At 38.0% G+C, this 18,134-nt stretch carries 19 protein-coding genes; 10 read left to right on the top strand and 9 right to left on the bottom strand.

All coding sequences use genetic code 11. The annotated features are described in order from the left end of the window. Positions 1-21: 21 nt before the first annotated feature. On the bottom strand, positions 22-1,329 hold the full coding sequence (locus ACRPLQ_RS20050; protein ID WP_099000249.1) for an HD domain-containing protein: 1,308 nt from the start codon (positions 1,327-1,329) through the stop codon (positions 22-24). A 193-nt stretch (positions 1,330-1,522) separates the two neighbouring features. After that, entirely contained in the window at positions 1,523-1,747 is a 225-nt protein-coding gene (locus tag ACRPLQ_RS20045) for a DUF1450 domain-containing protein (RefSeq protein ID WP_013059850.1), read from the bottom strand. 201 nt (positions 1,748-1,948) lie between these two features. Here ACRPLQ_RS20045 and ACRPLQ_RS20040 point away from each other — a divergent pair, with 201 nt between their 5' ends. Continuing rightward, entirely contained in the window at positions 1,949-2,623 is a 675-nt protein-coding gene (locus tag ACRPLQ_RS20040; RefSeq protein ID WP_033580385.1) for an RsfA family transcriptional regulator, read from the top strand. A gap of 128 nt (positions 2,624-2,751) precedes the next feature. Then, entirely contained in the window at positions 2,752-3,603 is an 852-nt protein-coding gene (locus ACRPLQ_RS20035; RefSeq protein ID WP_028411958.1) for a lipoate--protein ligase family protein, read from the top strand. 31 nt (positions 3,604-3,634) lie between these two features. Here ACRPLQ_RS20035 and pta read toward each other — a convergent pair whose 3' ends face one another. After that, positions 3,635-4,606, bottom strand: a complete 972-nt coding sequence (gene pta, locus ACRPLQ_RS20030) for a phosphate acetyltransferase (RefSeq protein ID WP_013059853.1) — start codon at positions 4,604-4,606, stop codon at positions 3,635-3,637. Positions 4,607-4,882: 276 nt separating this feature from the next. Between pta and hemQ the strand changes: the two genes are divergently transcribed. The 3 genes from hemQ (at position 4,883) to gerQ (ending at position 6,714) form a co-directional block, all read left to right on the top strand. Continuing rightward, positions 4,883-5,626 carry a hydrogen peroxide-dependent heme synthase gene (gene hemQ, locus ACRPLQ_RS20025; protein ID WP_311265266.1) on the top strand — a complete coding sequence of 248 codons (744 nt, stop codon included), beginning with the start codon at positions 4,883-4,885 and terminating at the stop codon, positions 5,624-5,626. Positions 5,627-5,782: 156 nt separating this feature from the next. After that, positions 5,783-6,205: a cell wall hydrolase gene (locus ACRPLQ_RS20020; protein ID WP_016765947.1), complete on the top strand. Its 423-nt coding sequence runs from the start codon at positions 5,783-5,785 to the stop codon at positions 6,203-6,205. A gap of 26 nt (positions 6,206-6,231) precedes the next feature. After that, positions 6,232-6,714, top strand: coding sequence for a spore coat protein GerQ (gerQ, locus tag ACRPLQ_RS20015; RefSeq protein WP_028411957.1), 483 nt, complete (start codon positions 6,232-6,234; stop codon positions 6,712-6,714). A gap of 24 nt (positions 6,715-6,738) precedes the next feature. Here gerQ and ACRPLQ_RS20010 read toward each other — a convergent pair whose 3' ends face one another. From ACRPLQ_RS20010 to ACRPLQ_RS20000, 3 genes are all read right to left on the bottom strand, one after another. Beyond that, positions 6,739-7,110, bottom strand: a complete 372-nt coding sequence (locus ACRPLQ_RS20010; protein ID WP_013059856.1) for a DUF423 domain-containing protein — start codon at positions 7,108-7,110, stop codon at positions 6,739-6,741. A 15-nt stretch (positions 7,111-7,125) separates the two neighbouring features. Next, complete coding sequence (locus ACRPLQ_RS20005) at positions 7,126-7,443, bottom strand: YwdI family protein (protein ID WP_028411956.1); 318 nt, start codon at positions 7,441-7,443, stop codon at positions 7,126-7,128. A gap of 103 nt (positions 7,444-7,546) precedes the next feature. Next, positions 7,547-8,221 carry a uracil-DNA glycosylase gene (locus ACRPLQ_RS20000; RefSeq protein ID WP_028411955.1) on the bottom strand — a complete coding sequence of 225 codons (675 nt, stop codon included), beginning with the start codon at positions 8,219-8,221 and terminating at the stop codon, positions 7,547-7,549. A gap of 177 nt (positions 8,222-8,398) precedes the next feature. Between ACRPLQ_RS20000 and ACRPLQ_RS19995 the strand changes: the two genes are divergently transcribed. Beyond that, a complete protein-coding gene (locus ACRPLQ_RS19995) occupies positions 8,399-8,845 on the top strand; it encodes a staygreen family protein (RefSeq protein WP_013085507.1) in 447 nt (148 codons plus the stop codon). A 305-nt stretch (positions 8,846-9,150) separates the two neighbouring features. Then, the gene (gene zwf / locus ACRPLQ_RS19990) at positions 9,151-10,653 is read left to right on the top strand and encodes a glucose-6-phosphate dehydrogenase (protein WP_013085508.1); all 1,503 of its coding nucleotides are present in this window, start codon (positions 9,151-9,153) and stop codon (positions 10,651-10,653) included. Positions 10,654-10,695: 42 nt separating this feature from the next. On the opposite strand, the gene gndA is transcribed toward zwf, so the two are convergent. Continuing rightward, on the bottom strand, positions 10,696-12,108 hold the full coding sequence (gene gndA, locus ACRPLQ_RS19985; protein ID WP_013059861.1) for an NADP-dependent phosphogluconate dehydrogenase: 1,413 nt from the start codon (positions 12,106-12,108) through the stop codon (positions 10,696-10,698). Positions 12,109-12,504: 396 nt separating this feature from the next. Between gndA and ACRPLQ_RS19980 the strand changes: the two genes are divergently transcribed. After that, entirely contained in the window at positions 12,505-13,740 is a 1,236-nt protein-coding gene (locus tag ACRPLQ_RS19980; RefSeq protein WP_028411954.1) for a PucR family transcriptional regulator, read from the top strand. A gap of 251 nt (positions 13,741-13,991) precedes the next feature. Further along, on the top strand, positions 13,992-15,125 hold the full coding sequence (gene ald / locus ACRPLQ_RS19975) for an alanine dehydrogenase (RefSeq protein WP_013059863.1): 1,134 nt from the start codon (positions 13,992-13,994) through the stop codon (positions 15,123-15,125). Between the two features lie 62 nt (positions 15,126-15,187). Here the strand turns inward: ald and ACRPLQ_RS19970 are convergent, their stop codons facing one another. Next, positions 15,188-15,574, bottom strand: coding sequence for a hypothetical protein (locus ACRPLQ_RS19970; RefSeq protein WP_224980621.1), 387 nt, complete (start codon positions 15,572-15,574; stop codon positions 15,188-15,190). 793 nt (positions 15,575-16,367) lie between these two features. On the opposite strand from ACRPLQ_RS19970, the gene pdxK reads away from it, so the two are divergent. Further along, entirely contained in the window at positions 16,368-17,192 is an 825-nt protein-coding gene (pdxK, locus tag ACRPLQ_RS19965; RefSeq protein ID WP_033580382.1) for a pyridoxine/pyridoxal/pyridoxamine kinase, read from the top strand. Positions 17,193-17,225: 33 nt separating this feature from the next. On the opposite strand, the gene ACRPLQ_RS19960 is transcribed toward pdxK, so the two are convergent. Next, positions 17,226-18,095, bottom strand: coding sequence for a Cof-type HAD-IIB family hydrolase (locus tag ACRPLQ_RS19960; protein ID WP_432236253.1), 870 nt, complete (start codon positions 18,093-18,095; stop codon positions 17,226-17,228). Positions 18,096-18,134 lie beyond the last annotated feature (39 nt).

Below are 18,134 nucleotides of genomic sequence, written 5' to 3'. Positions count from 1 at the left end.
CCCCTTCAACTCCTATACTATTTAACTCTGATCTCCTTTTAGTAAGTTTATAATCTGATCTTTAACTTTTCGCTTAGACGACAATTGATCAATGAGATCTTGTGGAAAATATAATTTATGATCGGTTCTCTTTTTCCCTGAAATTGCTTCAACAATCTCCGACTGACGTGATAATTCACGCACTTCATTATTTGGCATCAACAGATGAATCGGCAAACGTTCTTCCTCTTCACCCGGTCGATAAAAATCGTATGGTAAGTCGCTTGAAGAATCGACGACTAAATAATAATCTGGATTAATGCCCGCTTTTTTAAATAATGTTGTAAGCTCCATCCACATTTTCATTTGTGAATTTGGATTAAACTCAATGTATTTAAAAAGCTGACGATTCATAAATCTTCGGCATAGATCAGATAAAATCTCATCCTCTTCTTCTTCCCATGCTTGAAAATAAAATAAAATAACGGATTCATCTAATTTCAAATACTCTTTTAGCGATATTTCTTCTTCAAAAATCGAATAAAAATGAGTTGGCTCCTGTTTGAACTCATAGTATTGATGATGGAGTTCTTTCGCACGATGTAAAATTTTTGTCAAGATAACTTCAGCACTTCTTGTAACGGGGTGGAAATACACTTGCCAATACATTTGATAGCGGCTCATAATATAATCTTCAACCGCATGCATACCGCTGTGTTTAATTACGGCTTGGTCTTCTCGTGGACGCATGACACGAAGGATTCTTTCCATATCAAAGTGACCGTAGCTCACTCCTGTGTAATAGGCATCACGCTGCAAATAATCCATGCGATCTGCATCAATTTGGCTGGAAATTAAACTAACGACAAGCTTATTTTCATATGTTTTTGCAATTACTTCAGCCACTTTTTTAGGAAAATCCTTTCCTACTTTCGTCAACACTTGATTTACCTCTGTGTCACCTACAATAATGGCTTGCGTAAATTCTTCGTGGTCTAAGTGAAAGACCTTCTCAAACGAATGAGAAAATGGACCGTGGCCTAAATCATGTAGTAAAGCAGCACAAAGACAAAGGAGACGCTCGTCTTCATTCCATTCAGGGCGTCCTTGAAAACCGTCATCAATAATACGGCGAACAATTTCATAAACACCTAAAGAATGACTAAAACGGCTGTGCTCAGCCCCATGAAACGTTAAGTATGTCGTTCCTAGCTGTCTAATACGACGCAGCCTTTGAAATTCGGCCGTACCAATTAGCTCCCAAATAACACGATCTCTTACATGGATGTAGCGGTGAACAGGATCTTTAAATACTTTTTCTTCACTGAGTTTTTCATTAGGATATGTCATTTACATACCTCTCTATCTTCACTTTGTTGTTGCTATAATTTTTCGACACTCACTTCCTATTTTCCTATTCAGAATAAAAAATCACCTTGTCAAGCAACCAAGGTGATTTACCTAACAAACAAGGCGATTCTGTTTGTAAGAAGCTCGTTCGACAAATAAGTAGCAGAAAAGCAGCTATTTATTGTTTCACTATCTATTTTTTTACTTTTTTTTCAATCTTCTCGATTAATTCGTCCTCTGTTGGCGCTGCTACAGGACGGTTATTTACAAATGCAAATGACTTTTTACGTCCGGGCCCACAGTAAGACTGGCAACCGATTTGTACTTCAGCTTGTTCATCTATTTTTTTAAGTCGAGGTAACAACGTTTTGACGTTTGTTGCCTGACAATCATCACAAATTCTAAATTCATTTGCCATGTTGACACAATCCTTTCAAAATTGGTTCATCATTTTGTCTAAGGGGTATTTTACCCCTATTTGAAGTCCGATGCAAGTTAAAGAAGGAAGCAAAATCTATCATACTCCTAGAAGAAATGGTATAAAGTATGGATTTTTTGTACATGATGATACTACAAAACATGATTACTATGAGTCATGGAAAATAGAGGAGTGAACAAAGTGAAAGATAGACAAGATGCTTGGACAGAAGAAAACGACTTATTATTAGCTGAAACAGTATTGCGCCATGTCCGCGAAGGAAGTACGCAGTTGAATGCGTTTGAAGAAGTTGGAGATGAATTAAATCGAACTTCAGCAGCATGTGGATTCAGATGGAATGCTGTTGTACGCCATCAGTATGAAAAAGCACTGCAGCTAGCTAAAAAACAGCGAAAACAGCGTATGCGTGCACTTGGACAAGAGCAAGGCAAAAAGAAATTATTATATACGCCACCAGCATCTGTAGAGCATGTGGAACAAATGATGTCTGCGCCTACAGCAACATATAGCTTACCTGAAACACACGTAGAAAGAAGCAGCAGTGAGGAGCTTTCAATGGCTGATGTTATTCGCTTCTTGCAAACAATGCCAAATCAAGCGAGCAATTTACAAGCATTGCAAAGCGAAAACAAACGCTTGATGCAAGAAAATGCAGAGTTAGCTAAGAAAAACACAGAGTTGGAAAAACAAATTAAACATCTCGAAGCTAATGCTACTACTATTCAAGAAGACTATGAAACATTAATGCAAATCATGAACCGTGCGCGAAAGTTAGCTCTATTTGATGAAGAAGAGCGTTCTTCTACTACGTTTAAAATGGATCGTAACGGAAATCTTGAGAAAATGGCTGAATAAGCTACACGAACGAAGAAAGAGGGATGTCAAACTTGGCTCTGCTTTCTTCTTTTTCTATTTTACAGACAATGACCTGACGCCTTTATGCTATAATATGTTCGTTTACTGTTTATAAAGGGGTTTGAGATATGCAGCAGAATAGTTTGAAACTTTTAGCACAGCCCGCTTGGCGTATTATTGATCAATCCAGTCTAGGTCCTCATTTTGATGCCCGTCATTCTTTTGCCATCGATGACACGCTTTGTACAACCGTCGGAAGAGGTGAATCTCCAGCTGTCATGCGCTCATGGGTGCATCACGATACGATTGTATTAGGCATTCAAGATACAAAGCTCCCTCACCTGGCTGAAGGTGCAGCTTATTTACATGAACAAGGGTATAAAACAATCGTCCGCAATTCAGGCGGCCTCGCTGTCGTACTTGATCAAGATGTTCTAAACATTTCTTTAATTTTTCCAGATGCAGAAAAAGGAATTGATATTGATCGTGGCTATGAAGCCATGTTTGATTTGATTAAGGCCATGTTTGCATCTTACGGTACCGCAATTGAAGCGAAGGAAATCGTAGGATCCTATTGTCCCGGCAGCTTTGATTTGAGCATTCGCAATCAAAAATTTGCAGGCATTTCACAGCGACGCGTTCGCGGCGGTGTGGCCGTACAAATTTACTTATGCGTTAACGGAAGCGGCTCTAAACGCGCTTCTCTCATTCAAGAGTTTTACAAAAAAGGGCTCCAAAACACAGAAACTAAATTTTCATACCCAGATATCGAGCCTCATACAATGGCTTCTCTATCTGAACTATTACAGATTGATTTAACCGTTTCTGATGTCATGCTGCTTTTATTGCAAACACTGAATAGCATGAGCTCTTCTCTTGTAAATATGCCTTTAAATGCTACCGAACAAATGCTGTTTGAGACGCAGCTGCAGCGCATGTATGACCGCAATGAAAAAGCGTTGGGTTCATTAGCCGAATAAAAAAACTCCGCCCTAGGACGGAGTTTTTTTATTAAAGTGCTTGAGCAGCTGTGATTAAAGCAAGCTTGTACACATCTTCTTCGTTACAACCGCGAGATAGATCGTTTACCGGTTTGTTTAGACCTTGTAAGATTGGACCTACTGCTTCGAAGTTTCCTAAGCGCTGTGCAATTTTGTAACCAATGTTACCTGCTTCAAGGCTTGGGAATACAAATACGTTTGCATCTCCTTTGATCACTGAACCTGGTGCTTTCTTTTCAGCTACAGAGGGAACAAATGCTGCGTCGAATTGGAATTCGCCGTCTAATGTTACGCTTGGTGCTAATTCTTTTGCAATTTCTACTGCGTTTGCTACCTTTTCTGTTTCCGGAGATTTTGCTGATCCTTTTGTTGAGAAGCTTAGCATAGCAACACGAGGATCGATATCGAACATTTCAGCTGTACGAGCACTTTCGATAGCAATTTCAGCTAAATCTTGGCTGTCAGGTGAAATATTAATTGCACAGTCAGCAAATACGTATTTTTGATCGCCGCGAACCATGATAAATACGCCAGATGTTTTCTTAACACCTTGTCTTGTTTTGATAATTTGTAGAGCAGGTCGCACCGTGTCTGCTGTAGAATGAGCAGCTCCGCTTACAAGACCGTCAGCTTTGTTCATATGAACAAGCATTGTGCCAAAATAATTTTCATCTAATAAAATTTTGCGAGCATCTTCTTCTGTTGCTTTGCCTTTACGACGCTCAACAAATGCTGCCACCATTTCATCAAATTCAGAGTAGCTTTGAGGATCTAAAACCTCAACACCGTCTAATTTTACGTTTAATTCTGCTGCTTTTGATGCTACCGCGTCTTTATTTCCAACAACGATAGGCTTTAAGATATTGTCGGCAGCTAAACGAGAAACAGCACCTAATACGCGCTCATCTAATCCCTCTGGGAATACGATTGATACATCGCTAGCTGATACTTTTTGTTTTAAACCTGTAAATAAATCACTCAAAGTAAATCCTCCTCGATATGTAAAAAACTTTTCTCATAATAGGATACTCCACTTTTTTTAAAAATCAAAGGCATGTCCTTCAAGAATCCATGATTACGAAAAAGTCTTTTAATTCTTAATTTTCCGCTAACACTCAAAATAAAACCTGTTTTTACTTTGCAACAATTGTTTAAAGTTTAGTCACAAAATCACAGGTTTTTCATTCCAGTTCTTCGGACAAACTATGATATAGTAGAATTGGAATTTATCATAATCGGACAATAGGAGTGAAACGCAATGGCAGAAGCAGCACAAACATTAGACGGTTGGTATGCACTTCATGATTTCCGTTCAATCGATTGGGGCGCTTGGAAGCAGTTATCAAGCGACGATCGCCAAGCGGCCATCCATGAATTTTTAGGTTTGATTGAGAAATGGAAAGGAACTGAAGCTGAAAAGCAAGGCAGTCATGCTTTATATACCATTGTCGGCCAAAAAGCAGATTTTATGCTAATGCTTGTTCGTCCTACTATGGAAGAACTAAATAAAATTGAAACAGAATTTAACAAAACAAAGCTTGCTGAGTTTACCATTCCTACTTATTCATATGTATCAGTAGTTGAATTAAGCAACTACTTACCTGCTGGGGAGGATCCTTATGAAAATCCTCAAATCCAAGCTAGACTATATCCAACTTTACCAAAAGCTAGTCACGTTTGCTTTTATCCAATGGATAAACGTCGTCAAGGAAATGACAATTGGTACATGCTTCCTATGGAAGAACGACGCAGCTTAATGCGCAGCCACGGAATGATTGGACGTCAATACGCTGGAAAAGTAAAGCAAATCATTACGGGTTCTGTTGGGTTTGATGATTATGAGTGGGGCGTTACTCTTTTTGCAGATGACGTTCTTCAATTTAAAAAATTAGTATACGAAATGCGTTTTGACGAAGTAAGTGCTCGCTACGGGGAATTTGGCAGCTTCTTTGTCGGAAATTTATTAAAAGAAGAAGCTATTGCACGCTTTTTACACGTTTAAACTAAGCTGCAAAAGCGTTCATCTCTTTTATAAAATTTAGTATATAAAAAACCTGTTTCCACTTGGAAACAGGTTTTTTTATTTTCTACCCATGGCATATTCGCATCTACAGGACCATATATATACAACAGTGTCACAAGTAAGCGAGGTGGGATAATGGCAGTCGTTGCACACAACGAAGAAGATGTTAAGCTCCTAGCCAGACTCATTCGAGCTGAAGCTGAAAGTGAAGGAAAACAAGGGATGTTACTGGTAGGAAATGTAGGCGTGAACCGCGCTAAAGCTCCCTGTTTGGATTTTAGAAATATAAGAACCATTCGTCAGATGGTATTTCAAAACCCAGGCGGATTTGAAGCAACTCAAAAAGGCTACTTTTATCAGCGTGCCCGCCAGTCTGAAATTACACTTGCACGACGTGTATTAAGAGGGGAACGTTTTAACCCCGCGGAAAACTCACTGTGGTTTTTCAAGCCCAGCGGCGACTGTCCTGCTCAATGGTATAACCAAAATAACACAGGACGATTTAAATCTCACTGTTTCTTTGCACCAACTCAAGCTGATTGTCCAGGAGTTTACTAATTTCTTTTTGTTTGAAGGAGGTTCCTATGAAAAAACCAAAGTCTAATCAACCGCAACAGCAATATATGCAAAATCCTTATATGAGTCCAAACTACCCTTATTATATGCCTCAGCCGCAGCAGCCCCAGCCAGGCGGCCAGCCGCAGGTTCAAGGGCAAAGCCAAGGAGGGCCACCCCCTACCTCTTCTGGAGGCAGTGGTGCCCCGCAAGACCCAAATCAACTGCCTATTGAAGAATCATATATTGAAAATATTTTACGTTTAAATCGAGGAAAAATAGCGACTGTATATATGACGTTTGAAAATAATACGCAGTGGAACGCGAAGGTCTTTAGAGGTATTATTGAAGCGGCCGGACGCGATCATATCATTTTAAGCGATCCACAGACTGGAACGCGCTATGTACTGCTTATGGTTTATCTTGATTACATTACCTTCGATGAAGAAATTAAATACAATTATCCATTTGGCGGTGGAGGCCAACAGTTGAGCAATTATTCTCCGCGTTAAAAAAACCCCTTTTCAGGGGTTTTTTTATAGCCATTTTACAGCTGCAACAACAATTAAAATCCAGGCTACAATAAAAGCAACTCCACCTAGGGGAGTAATCGCGCCAAGAACTTTAATACCGGACGTACTTAATACATAGAGACTGCCTGAAAACAGCACAATCCCTGCAAACATAATCCAGCCCGAAGCTGTTAACAAAGAAGACTGAGGAAATTTGCTTAATAAAAACGCAATAACGAACAGCCCCATTGCATGGAACATTTGGTACTGCACTCCTGTTTTCCATACCTCTAAATACTTCTCTGAGATTTTCCCTTCTAACCCGTGTGCTCCAAAGGCACCAAGAGCAACCGCTAACATCGCATTGATTGCACCGATTATTAAAAATAGTTTCATGTTTTTCTCCTCACTTTAGAAATCAAACAAACTATCGCCGTTTGCATCATCTGATTTCAATTTCGTTCCTTCAAAATTAGGTTTGGATGACTGAATAATCTGTTGCTGCATAATCTCAGGCGATTGCATAATTTCCGGTGAAGACATGACAACAGGTTTTGAAACCGAGACAGGTTTCGATGCTGAAACCTCTTCATTTTGATCTAATGCAAGCTCACACAGTGCTTTGATAGCAACCAATTGATCTCGAACGTTCCCACTATTCGAATGGTGCTTCGCTTTTTGTACTTCTGCACTAATTTTATCAAGGAGCTGCGCCATTTTTATATCCATGTAGACACCTCATCTTACATTCAATATGACTTTATACAGCTATTTTATCAAAAGATGAAATAGGAGGCTATGTCTGAAGCTAATCTTCATGAAATGCTCACTTTTACACATCATCAATTTGCCAATCGATGGATTGACGTCCGTGTTGGAGCAAAAACTCATTTGCTCGTTGAAAATGATTATTGCCAAAAAAGCCTCGATTAGCTGAAAATGGGCTAGGATGCGGGCTTTCCAAAATTAAATGGTGTGAATGATGAATGAGCTCTTTTTTAGCTTGTGCATGTTTGCCCCACAGCAAAAACACGACCGGCTCCTCTTTTTGTGCCACTAATTCAATAATGCGGTCCGTCAGCTGTTCCCATCCTTTTCCTTTGTGAGAATTCGCTTCCCCTCTTCTAACCGTCAAAACAGTGTTAAGCAAAAGAACACCTTGTTCTGCCCATTTGACTAAATAACCGTTATTCGGAATGTGATAGTCCATTTCATTTTTCAGCTCTTTGTAAATATTCACTAAAGAAGGCGGTGTTTTGACTCCTGGTTGAACAGAGAAGCTCAGTCCATGCGCTTGATTTGGTCCATGATAAGGATCTTGTCCCAATATGACAACTTTTACATTTTTATAATCCGTATAGTGTAAAGCGTTAAAAATATCATATTTATCAGGATAAATGGTGTGGTGATTATATTCATCCACTAAAAATTCTCGAAGCTGTATGTAATAGTCTTTTTGAAATTCTTCTTCTAATAAAGGAGCCCAGTCATTTTTTAAAATACTCATTGCTTATCACCTCATAATAATCTTTTTTGTTATTTTATCGTAAACTCTGCCGCCTGCTCAAACGTTGCCTGCTTTAAATACGCTGAGAGCCTGGGCATATTTTAATATTGTCATGTTCAATGAAACTTTGTATACACTTATAAAGAGTGTATTTTTATATTAAAGGAGGGATTCCATATGATCATCAGCAATCCCCACCAAATAGACGTAACCTACAGCCTGGGTGTTACACCCGTTGAACCAATGATACCAAGAAAATACACCGTTTTCCCAGGTCAACACACTTCTGTTCCTTCCATTCAAATCGGCATTGAATTTGCCTACGATCATATGCAAAAAGAGCGGAACGAATATTTAGCATCCTTCGTCTTCGATAAAGGTTTTTATTCCCTTACTGTGTATTATTACATCGGTGCGCATACATCAACAGATGAAACCATTACACGCTACCTTCACTTTTTAGAACAGCTCCCTGTTATTCTATCGTCTATCTATCACGCTGATGCTTCCTTTTTCGAAAAACATCCACTTTTAATGCACTGTCCTATTTTTATCATTGCCGATAGCCCTGAGCTGCCATTTTCAACAAAAAAATCTATCGGTTCCCTGTATCAATATAAATAAATGAGAAAAGCTACTGTTAAAATAACGGTAGCTTTTTCTCCGTATTCGAAACAAAATACTTTTAAACTTGTTAAAAACATGGAATAATAACTACAAATTGTTTTAATCTATTTGCGTTAACCCTTTAAAATCGTTACAATTTATTAGTAGTTCTATACATAAAGGAAAAGGTAAACAAGCAATCATTCGTTTGTTTATAAAGGCCGAGTTTAACGGGCAATGAATCCCCAGATTTCATTTAAGTGTTGTCTGTTAAAGCGGAAAAAAATTGAACGTAACTACGACAAAGTGAGGTCCTAGAAGTAATGACAAATGTACAACCAAAATCCATTATCGTAATTTTTGGCGCTACAGGTGATTTAGCAAAACGTAAGTTATTCCCCTCTATTTTCCGCTTATATAAAGCGAACAAACTATCGGAAGATTTCGCTGTTGTTGGTGTCGCAAGAAGACCTTGGACTAATGACGAATTACGCGAAAATGTAAAAAAATCAGTGAGCAGTTTCAAAAACAGTGACGCTGACATTGAAAAGTTTGCTTCACATTTTTATTACCAACCGTTTGACGTAACAGATGTCGCTTCTTATCAAGAATTAAAAAGCCTAACAGAAAGCCTTGATGAGCAATACAACGTGCCTGGAAATCGTATTTTCTATCTAGCAATGGCACCTGAATTTTTCGGAACGATTGCTTCGAATTTAAAAAATGAAGGTTTAACACAAACAGAAGGCTGGAGCCGCCTAGTCATTGAAAAGCCGTTTGGCCATGATTATCCTTCTGCTAAAGAATTAAATGAACAAATTCGCCATGCATTTAAGGAAGATCAAATTTATCGTATCGACCACTATCTCGGTAAAGAAATGGTGCAAAATATCGAAGTTATCCGTTTTGCAAATGCTCTATTTGAACCGATGTGGAACAACCAATACATTTCAAACATCCAAATTACGTCTAGTGAGACGCTTGGTGTAGAAGACCGTGGCCGTTACTATGAATCTTCAGGTGCCCTTCGAGATATGGTACAAAACCATATGCTTCAAATGGTGGCCCTACTTGCAATGGAACCGCCGATTAAATTAACACCGGAAGAAATTCGCAGTGAAAAAGTAAAAGTATTGCGTGCTCTTCGCTCTTTATCAGTGGATGAAGTAGATGATTATTTTGTACGAGGTCAATACGGCAAAGGTGTACTTGAAGGAGAAGAAGTTATCGGCTATCGCGAAGGAAACTCGGTTGATCCTGAGTCTAATACCGCTACATTTGTATCTGGTAAGCTTATGATTGATAACTTCAGATGGGCTGGCGTACCGATTTATATCCGTACAGGTAAACGCATGAAAGAAAAAGCAACGACAATTGTTGTACAGTTCAAAGACTTACCAATGAACCTGTACTTCAATAAAGATAAAGAAATTCATCCAAACTTGCTTGTCATTCATATCCAACCGGAAGAAGGCATTACGCTTCACTTGAACGCGCGTAAAACGCCAGGTGCCACATCATCCACACCGATTAACTTGAACTATTGCAATAACTGTGGAGATAAAATGAATACACCGGAAGCTTATGAACGCCTTATTTATGATTGCATGCTTGGAGATGCAACGAACTTTACTCACTGGGATGAAGTAGCCCTTTCTTGGAAATTTGTTGATACTATCTCAGAAGCATGGGAAAGCACAAAAGCACAAAACTTCCCGAACTACGAATCAGGTTCAATGGGACCAAAAGAATCAGACGCATTGCTTGCTGAAGACGGTTTCCACTGGTGGCCAGTCGGAGAAGACAACTTCTCACCTAAAGAGTAAATAAAAAAAGCAGCTGTAGTATACAGCTGCTTTTCTTGTTTTTTATTTTAACCACTCAGTATGGAATACGCCCTCTTTATCAACACGTTGATATGTGTGAGCTCCGAAGTAGTCACGTTGCGCTTGTAAAAGGTTCGCTGGTAGCGTTTCTGTACGGTAGCTGTCATAGTAAGCTAATGCACTTGAGAAACTTGGTACAGGAATACCTTGTTTAACCGCAATTGAAATAACTTCACGAAGAGCCGACTGATAGCCTTCTACGATATCCTTGAAGTATGGGTCTAACAATAAGTTTGTTAGATCTGCATCGCGATCGTAAGCTTCTTTAATTTTTTGTAAGAATTGTGCACGGATGATACAACCACCGCGGAAGATCATCGCAATATCACCGTACTGTAAATTCCAGTCATATTCTTCAGAAGCTGCTTTCATTTGAGCAAACCCTTGCGCATATGAACAAATTTTACTCATGTACAATGCTTTACGAATTGCTTCTACTAATTCGGTTTTATCGCCTTCAAATGCAGCTGCATTTGGACCGCTCAATACTTTGCTTGCTTTTACACGTTCTTCTTTCATAGCTGAAATAAAGCGTGCAAATACAGATTCCGTAATGATTGGTAGTGGTACACCTAAATCAAGCGCACTTTGGCTTGTCCATTTACCTGTACCTTTTTGACCTGCAGTATCTAAAATAACGTCTACAAGTGCTTTACCTGTTTCTTCATCTTTTTTCGTAAAGATATCAGCTGTGATTTCAATTAAGTAGCTATCTAGCTCGCCTTTATTCCATTCAGCAAATACTTCATGTAATTCATCTGTTTCTAAGCCTAATACGTTTTTCATGATGAAGTATGCTTCACAAATTAACTGCATATCGCCATACTCGATGCCGTTATGAACCATTTTTACGTAGTGACCTGCACCATTTGGTCCAATGTATGTGCAGCAATCATCGCCTTCAACTTTCGCTGAAATAGCTGTTAAGATTGGTTTTACAAGTTCATATGCTTCTTTTTGTCCGCCAGGCATGATTGAAGGTCCTTTTAATGCGCCTTCTTCTCCGCCGGATACGCCTGTACCGATGAAATGGATACCTAATTCTTCTAGCTCTTTGTTACGACGAATTGTATCCTGGAAGAATGTATTTCCGCCATCGATTAAAATGTCGCCTTTTTCTAAGTATGGTTTTAACGAATCAATTGTTGCATCTGTAGCAGCACCAGCTTTAACCATTAATAAAATTTTACGCGGTTTTTCAAGAGAATTAATAAACTCTTCCACACTGTATGTACCTGCAAAATTTTTACCTTCTGCTTCTGTTTTTAGGAACTCTTCTGTCTTTTCAGGAGAGCGGTTATAAACTGAAACAGAATAGCCTCTGCTCTCAATGTTTAGCGCCAAGTTTTTCCCCATAACCGCTAAACCGATAACACCGATTTGTTGTTTTGCCATGTTAAATTCTTCCCTTCATGTGTAATATGAATTGGTCAACCTAATCGTAACTGAACATATCATAAAGAAAGTTACAGATTCAAGTTTGATATAACCATAATCATACGTTTTATTATACACATTTGAAAAGAATCATGCTCACCGAACATTGATTATTTTGAAGAAAATTTCGATAAAATAAGTGAAATGAACGCAGTTACTAATCATCCGTACATTCTTAACTACCTTTAGACGCATTTTAACATTTTCTTAAACAATTACTTTTGTTAAAATATTAAGCAGTTAATCATTTCAATGAATTGATGATCAACACGGTTGTTACCGTTTTACTATATTTACTGCAGCTAAAAAAGCTGCACTAGTACTTATTTTGTTTTATGAAGAGGGATTTTATATATGACAAAACCAATCAAAGATCCGTTCAAAGAAAATTTTGATACGCTTGAAGAATTTGCTGATCGCATTAGCGAGGTATTGAACTGCCCTATTACGATTGAAGATGCTAATCATCGCTTACTAGCTTACAGCACCCATGATGAAAGAACGGACCAAGCGCGTATTGCTACGATTATTGGAAGAAGAGTTCCGGAAAAAGTCATTAACAACTTATGGAAAGAAGGCATTATTCCGAAACTGCTTGAGACAAATGAACCTGTGCGTGTGAAAAATATAAATGAAATCGGGCTTGGAGATCGTATAGCCATTTCTATCTGGAAAAATGAAGAAGTTCTAGGATTCATTTGGGCTGTGGAAATTGAGAAAGCCTTAGGCGATGAAGAAGTGGAGCTATTAAAAAAAGCTGCGAATGTATTAAAAAACAAATTGCTGCAGCTTCAAATTCGAAAATACAAACGAGAGGAGCGCTCACAGGAATTTTTCTGGAAATTATTAACTGGCCACATTAAGTCTCGCCAAGAAATTTCAGAAGCGTTTTATGAAGCTCAAATTACGGCTCCATCAGCGTTTTCCATTGCTATCTTCCGCTTCCAAGAAGATATTACGCCTGAAGCTGAACGCCAAATTTCGTATATGTTGAAAACAATGCACCGCTTAAAAATCGTTCTTTATACGATTGATTGCAATGATTTAATCTTACTGCTTTCTTTGGATGCGGTTGAAAATCCTCTTGATGAACAGCGAGATTTTGTAGACTATTTTAGAGGAAACATGCATGAACGCTTTGATGTTACTCAAATTAAAGCCAGCTGCAGCAGTATTTATTCATCGCACGATCATATCGAAAAAAGCTATAAAGAAGCTTTGAACGTATTAGATATGAAAAGTAAGTTTCCAGAAGAAACAAAAGAGATTATTAACTATCAAGAATTAGGTATTTATCAATTTCTAGATGTTATTTTAGACAAGCGCGTTCAAGATCAATTTGAAAACCATTCTTTAAAGAAGCTAACTGATTATGACCTTCGTCATAACAGTAACTTGGTGGAGACTCTTGAAGTATTTTTAAATAATGATAACAATATTAATGAAGCAGCCAAAGAATTAAATGTGCATATGAATACACTTAGCTATCGATTAAAGCGAATTTCAGAGATTGGTGATATCAACTTAAAGGATGTTAATCAAAAAATGACTCTTTATATTGATATTAAGTTAATGAAATATAAAAAATAACAGATAATGTTATATTTTTTAACAGAAAGCTATTTATTTATTTTCCGATAAATAAATAGCTCTTTTTTTATGTTTTCTTCCCTTAGCAATGTTAGATAACCTGACACAAAATTAAAAATTCTGATAAGTAAGCGGTTACATTTGTGTGTTTAAACAAAAACCGCTTCTTCAATTCTTCTTTCTAGACAAAGAAATTTCACAAAACTTTCTTTATACTAAAGATACACAAACGACCAAGGGGGAAATTAATCATGATTATTGGCGTACCAAAAGAAATCAAAAACAACGAAAACCGAGTAGCGATTACACCAGCAGGCGTAGCATCATTTGTTGGTACAGGTCATCGTGTATTAATTGAAAATGAAGCGGGTATTGGAAGTAACTTCACAAACGAAGATTATGTAAAAGCCGGAGCTGAAATTGTTGAGACAGCAGCTGACGTGTGGGCACAAGCTGAAATGGTCATGAAAGTAAAAGAACCATTAGCAAGTGAATACGGCTATTTTAGACCAGGTCTTATCTTATTCACTTACCTTCACTTAGCAGCTGAACCAGCACTGGCAAAAGCATTAAAAGATAGCGGTGTAACGGCTATTGCTTATGAAACAGTGGCAGTCAATCGTACATTGCCTCTATTAACACCTATGAGCGAAGTAGCAGGACGTATGGCTGCTCAAATTGGTGCACAATTCCTTCAAAAATCAAACGGCGGAAAAGGAATTTTATTAGCGGGTGTTCCTGGAGTTAGCCGCGGAAAAGTAACGATTATTGGAGGCGGCGGTGTTGGTACAAATGCTGCAAAAATCGCAATCGGCCTCGGTGCTGATGTAACAATTATTGATTTAAGTCCTGAACGCCTACGTCAATTAGACGATATCTTTGGCAACCAAATCAATACGCTAGTGTCAAATCCCTATAACATTGCGGATGCAGTAGCAGAGTCAGATTTAGTGATTGGTGCAGTATTAATCCCAGGTGCAAAAGCTCCAAAACTCGTAACAGAAGAAATGGTGAAAACCATGAAGCCAGGTTCTGTTATTGTTGACGTAGCAATCGACCAAGGTGGTATCGTTGAAACAATTGACCACATTACAACACACGATCAGCCTACTTATGAAAAGCACGGTGTTGTACACTATGCAGTTGCGAACATGCCAGGAGCAGTTCCACGCACATCAACGATTGCTTTAACAAATGTAACGGTACCTTACGCACTTCAAATTGCTTCTAAAGGTGTTCACAAAGCAATCGCTCAAAACGAAGCGTTAAAATTAGGAGTGAACGTTGCAAACGGAGCTATTACGTACGAAGCAGTTGCACATGATTTAGGTTATGATTATGTATCAGTAGACGTAGCTCTTGAAAAAGAATTAGCTTCTATTTAATAGATAGTAAAAAACGTCCTTAACCCTCTGTTAAGGGCGTTTTTATTTTAAATAAACAGCAATTAGCTGTAAAAAACACGACTATTTAAAGCTTTGTGTATCTGTTCACCGGTAATCTCCGGTACCATTGGCCAGAACTCAGGAGTAGGAAACATAAGGTTGCTAGGCGTTCTATTATGATTACCATCTAATTCATGAAATGGTTCAGGATCATCTGTCTCGTTAAACCGATTCGTAATAAACATAAAGTGACCTAATTCATGTGCAAGAAGATACTCATCTGTACTTGCATTTGTCATAATCACAAGTGGAAAAGAGTTATAAGTTACAGCAAGAGTCGATGAATAGTCAAAATTAACAGGCCCAAATCTATTTCCATTCATATAAAATACGTATACATCAGCGTCTTGACAAACTTTTCGGCCAGTTTCAAGCATTGCTTGTACCATTGTAAGATGACTAGCTCCTCTAATTGGAAAATTTTCCGCATTACTTACAATGCCACTGATGTTTTCCAAAAAAACAAATGAACGTGTAATAGTAAATGTAACCCCCTGGATTAATTGGTTTTTCTCATATTGTTTCCATATCCTATTAGCAGCCGCTATGTCTCTTTTTACACGGTTGGGAACTGTAGACGGATTATCTTTAGAGTTTCGATCAACTTTAGCTCCTGGTAATACGATTATACAAACATTTAAAGTACCTGTCTTAACAGTTTTGAAGTTATCGCTCATTAAATTCGATTTCATATAACAGTCTTTGTGATTTCTCTTTTGAAGTTGTGATTGATTAGAAGAATCCGGGGCATCTTTATAACTGTCATGATTATAATGTTTTTTTATGTGAATCACCCTTTCTTAAGTTTCTATTCATTTTATTCATTAAGAAAAAGAGTGCTTGTACAATAAGGTAAAAAGCCTTTTAATAAGAGGTTTTTTAGCATGCGATTACTTGTGAAGGTGGTTACTCTTAAGTTTATGTAAAGTAAATGTTCAAACCACCTTATATCTCATTCGCTAACGTTCATTTAACTCATGCTTCACAGTCAGTCATGATAATTCTAAATTACACGTAGGATTCATACAGTTTTTAGAAATTGAATATCTACATTAAAAGCGATAAAATAGAAGAAAAAGTGAATGGAAGAAATTTATCTAAAACACATTGGGCAACTAAAAGCCGCCCGGTAGAAATTTTACTCTATTTTCTCTATGAACTTAAAATACGGGAGGATTTTTTATGACAATGAATAAAGCATTAACCATTGCTGGTTCTGATAGCAGCGGCGGAGCTGGCATTCAAGCGGATTTAAAAACATTCCAAGAACTTGGTGTTTACGGAATGACAGCTTTAACAACAATTGTAACAATGGATCCCGATAACAGCTGGTCTCATAACGTATTTCCACAACAACCTTCCACTGTTGAACAGCAGCTGAAAACAATTGTAAAAGGCGTAGGCGTACAAGCTCTAAAAACGGGTATGCTTGGCTCAGTGGAAATTATTGAACTAGCGGCAAAAACAATTGAAGAATACGATTTAAAAAATGTTGTAGTAGATCCTGTGATGGTATGTAAAGGAGAAGACGAAGCGCTTCATCCGGAAACAACTGTCAGCTTGCGTGATGTACTAGTTCCAAAAGCAACAGTCGTAACGCCTAACTTATTTGAAGCTAGTCAATTAAGCGGACTTGGCCCTATCAAAACGGTTGATCAAATGAAAGAAGCAGCCGTGAAAATTTCTGAACTTGGTGCCAAATATGTATTGATTAAAGGTGGAAGTAAATTAGCACACGAAAAAGCAATCGATTTGCTTTATGATGGAAAGACATTTGAGATCTTAGAGTCTGAACGTATTGAAACGACATTTACACATGGTGCTGGATGCACATACTCAGCTGCGATTGCTGCTGAATTGGCAAAAGGCAGTGACGTCAAACAAGCTATTTATACAGCAAAAGAGTTTATTACAGAAGCAATTCGCCATTCATTTGCTTTAAATCAATATGTCGGACCAACAAATCACGGTGCATACCGTCGTAACAAAGAAAAAGTAACAAACTAAAAGCATGCCTAAAGGCATGCTTTTCTATTTTGCTTATTGTTTGACTGTTTCAAGCGCATTTAAGATAGCTTGAGCTACGCCGTGCTCGTCATTTGTTCCTGTTACGATATGGGCAAACTCTTTAATTTCTTGAGGGGCATTTCCCATCGCTACGGCACGTCCAACTCGCTGAAACATCGATACGTCGTTATAATTGTCTCCAATAGCCATCGTTTCTTCTAAAGAAATATGGCGTTCTTGAACAAATGATGTAACCGCAATTCCTTTTTGAGCATTTTCATCATTTATTTCAATATTTTCTTTACCAGATGCACTGACTGCAATAGAATCTAACTTCACAAGTTCTACTTTTGCCTGCTCTAACTTTTCTTCATCAAAAGAGAAAGCAAGCAGCTTATAAATGTCCTTGTTTGGATCTTGAAACAGCGCTTCATACTCTTCAATAAGCTTTACTCTGCCGCTATTGAAACGCTCTTTTGCCGCTTCTAACGATTTTTCATAATTATCTTTTAAGCTAGCACTTAAATAAATATCCATTAATACGGACAAAGCTTTTTTATAGTCATTTGAATACGTACCTTCACTTGTATAGACTTCAAAGTACAGCTGAAACTCCTTAAAAATATCTTCTACTTCACGAATAGCTTCCATCGTCATGCCTACTGAATATTGTTTTTCCCCTTGTGGATTGCGAAGCTCTGCTCCGTTTGCACAAATTAAATATGTATGAAGTCCTGCTTCTTCTAAAACATAACGCGCTTCTTCATAAGAACGTCCCGTAGCAACAACAACTTCCACCCCTGCCTTTTGAGCTGTCTTAATCGCTTGGGCATTTTCCTTACTTACAACTTGTTCACTATTTACTAGCGTTCCATCCATATCGATCGCAATACATTTAATCATGATGTACCCCTTCCTATGTATCTTTGCTCTCTTATTTTA

Source organism: Priestia sp. TRN 1309 (genome assembly GCF_050846875.1).
GTDB classification, from domain to species: domain Bacteria; phylum Bacillota; class Bacilli; order Bacillales; family Bacillaceae_H; genus Priestia; species Priestia zanthoxyli.
The sequence above is the reverse complement of the archived record's forward strand: the minus strand, read 5'-3'. Positions and strand labels throughout refer to the sequence as shown.

Bases quoted from the DNA above. Each gene is read 5' to 3' on its own strand.
- ACRPLQ_RS20050 (WP_099000249.1), bottom strand. From the start codon at position 1,329: ATGACATATCCTAATGAAAAACTCAGTGAAGAAAAAGTATTTAAAGAT.
- ACRPLQ_RS20045 (WP_013059850.1), bottom strand. From the start codon at position 1,747: ATGGCAAATGAATTTAGAATTTGTGATGATTGTCAGGCAACAAACGTC.
- ACRPLQ_RS20035 (WP_028411958.1), top strand. From the start codon at position 2,752: ATGCAGCAGAATAGTTTGAAACTTTTAGCACAGCCCGCTTGGCGTATT.
- hemQ (WP_311265266.1), top strand. From the start codon at position 4,883: ATGGCAGAAGCAGCACAAACATTAGACGGTTGGTATGCACTTCATGAT.
- ACRPLQ_RS20020 (WP_016765947.1), top strand. From the start codon at position 5,783: ATGGCAGTCGTTGCACACAACGAAGAAGATGTTAAGCTCCTAGCCAGA.
- gerQ (WP_028411957.1), top strand. From the start codon at position 6,232: ATGAAAAAACCAAAGTCTAATCAACCGCAACAGCAATATATGCAAAAT.
- ACRPLQ_RS20010 (WP_013059856.1), bottom strand. From the start codon at position 7,110: ATGAAACTATTTTTAATAATCGGTGCAATCAATGCGATGTTAGCGGTT.
- ACRPLQ_RS20005 (WP_028411956.1), bottom strand. From the start codon at position 7,443: ATGGATATAAAAATGGCGCAGCTCCTTGATAAAATTAGTGCAGAAGTA.
- ACRPLQ_RS20000 (WP_028411955.1), bottom strand. From the start codon at position 8,221: ATGAGTATTTTAAAAAATGACTGGGCTCCTTTATTAGAAGAAGAATTT.
- ACRPLQ_RS19995 (WP_013085507.1), top strand. From the start codon at position 8,399: ATGATCATCAGCAATCCCCACCAAATAGACGTAACCTACAGCCTGGGT.
- zwf (WP_013085508.1), top strand. From the start codon at position 9,151: ATGACAAATGTACAACCAAAATCCATTATCGTAATTTTTGGCGCTACA.
- gndA (WP_013059861.1), bottom strand. From the start codon at position 12,108: ATGGCAAAACAACAAATCGGTGTTATCGGTTTAGCGGTTATGGGGAAA.
- ACRPLQ_RS19980 (WP_028411954.1), top strand. From the start codon at position 12,505: ATGACAAAACCAATCAAAGATCCGTTCAAAGAAAATTTTGATACGCTT.
- ald (WP_013059863.1), top strand. From the start codon at position 13,992: ATGATTATTGGCGTACCAAAAGAAATCAAAAACAACGAAAACCGAGTA.
- ACRPLQ_RS19970 (WP_224980621.1), bottom strand. From the start codon at position 15,574: ATGGTACAAGCAATGCTTGAAACTGGCCGAAAAGTTTGTCAAGACGCT.
- pdxK (WP_033580382.1), top strand. From the start codon at position 16,368: ATGACAATGAATAAAGCATTAACCATTGCTGGTTCTGATAGCAGCGGC.
- ACRPLQ_RS19960 (WP_432236253.1), bottom strand. From the start codon at position 18,095: ATGATTAAATGTATTGCGATCGATATGGATGGAACGCTAGTAAATAGT.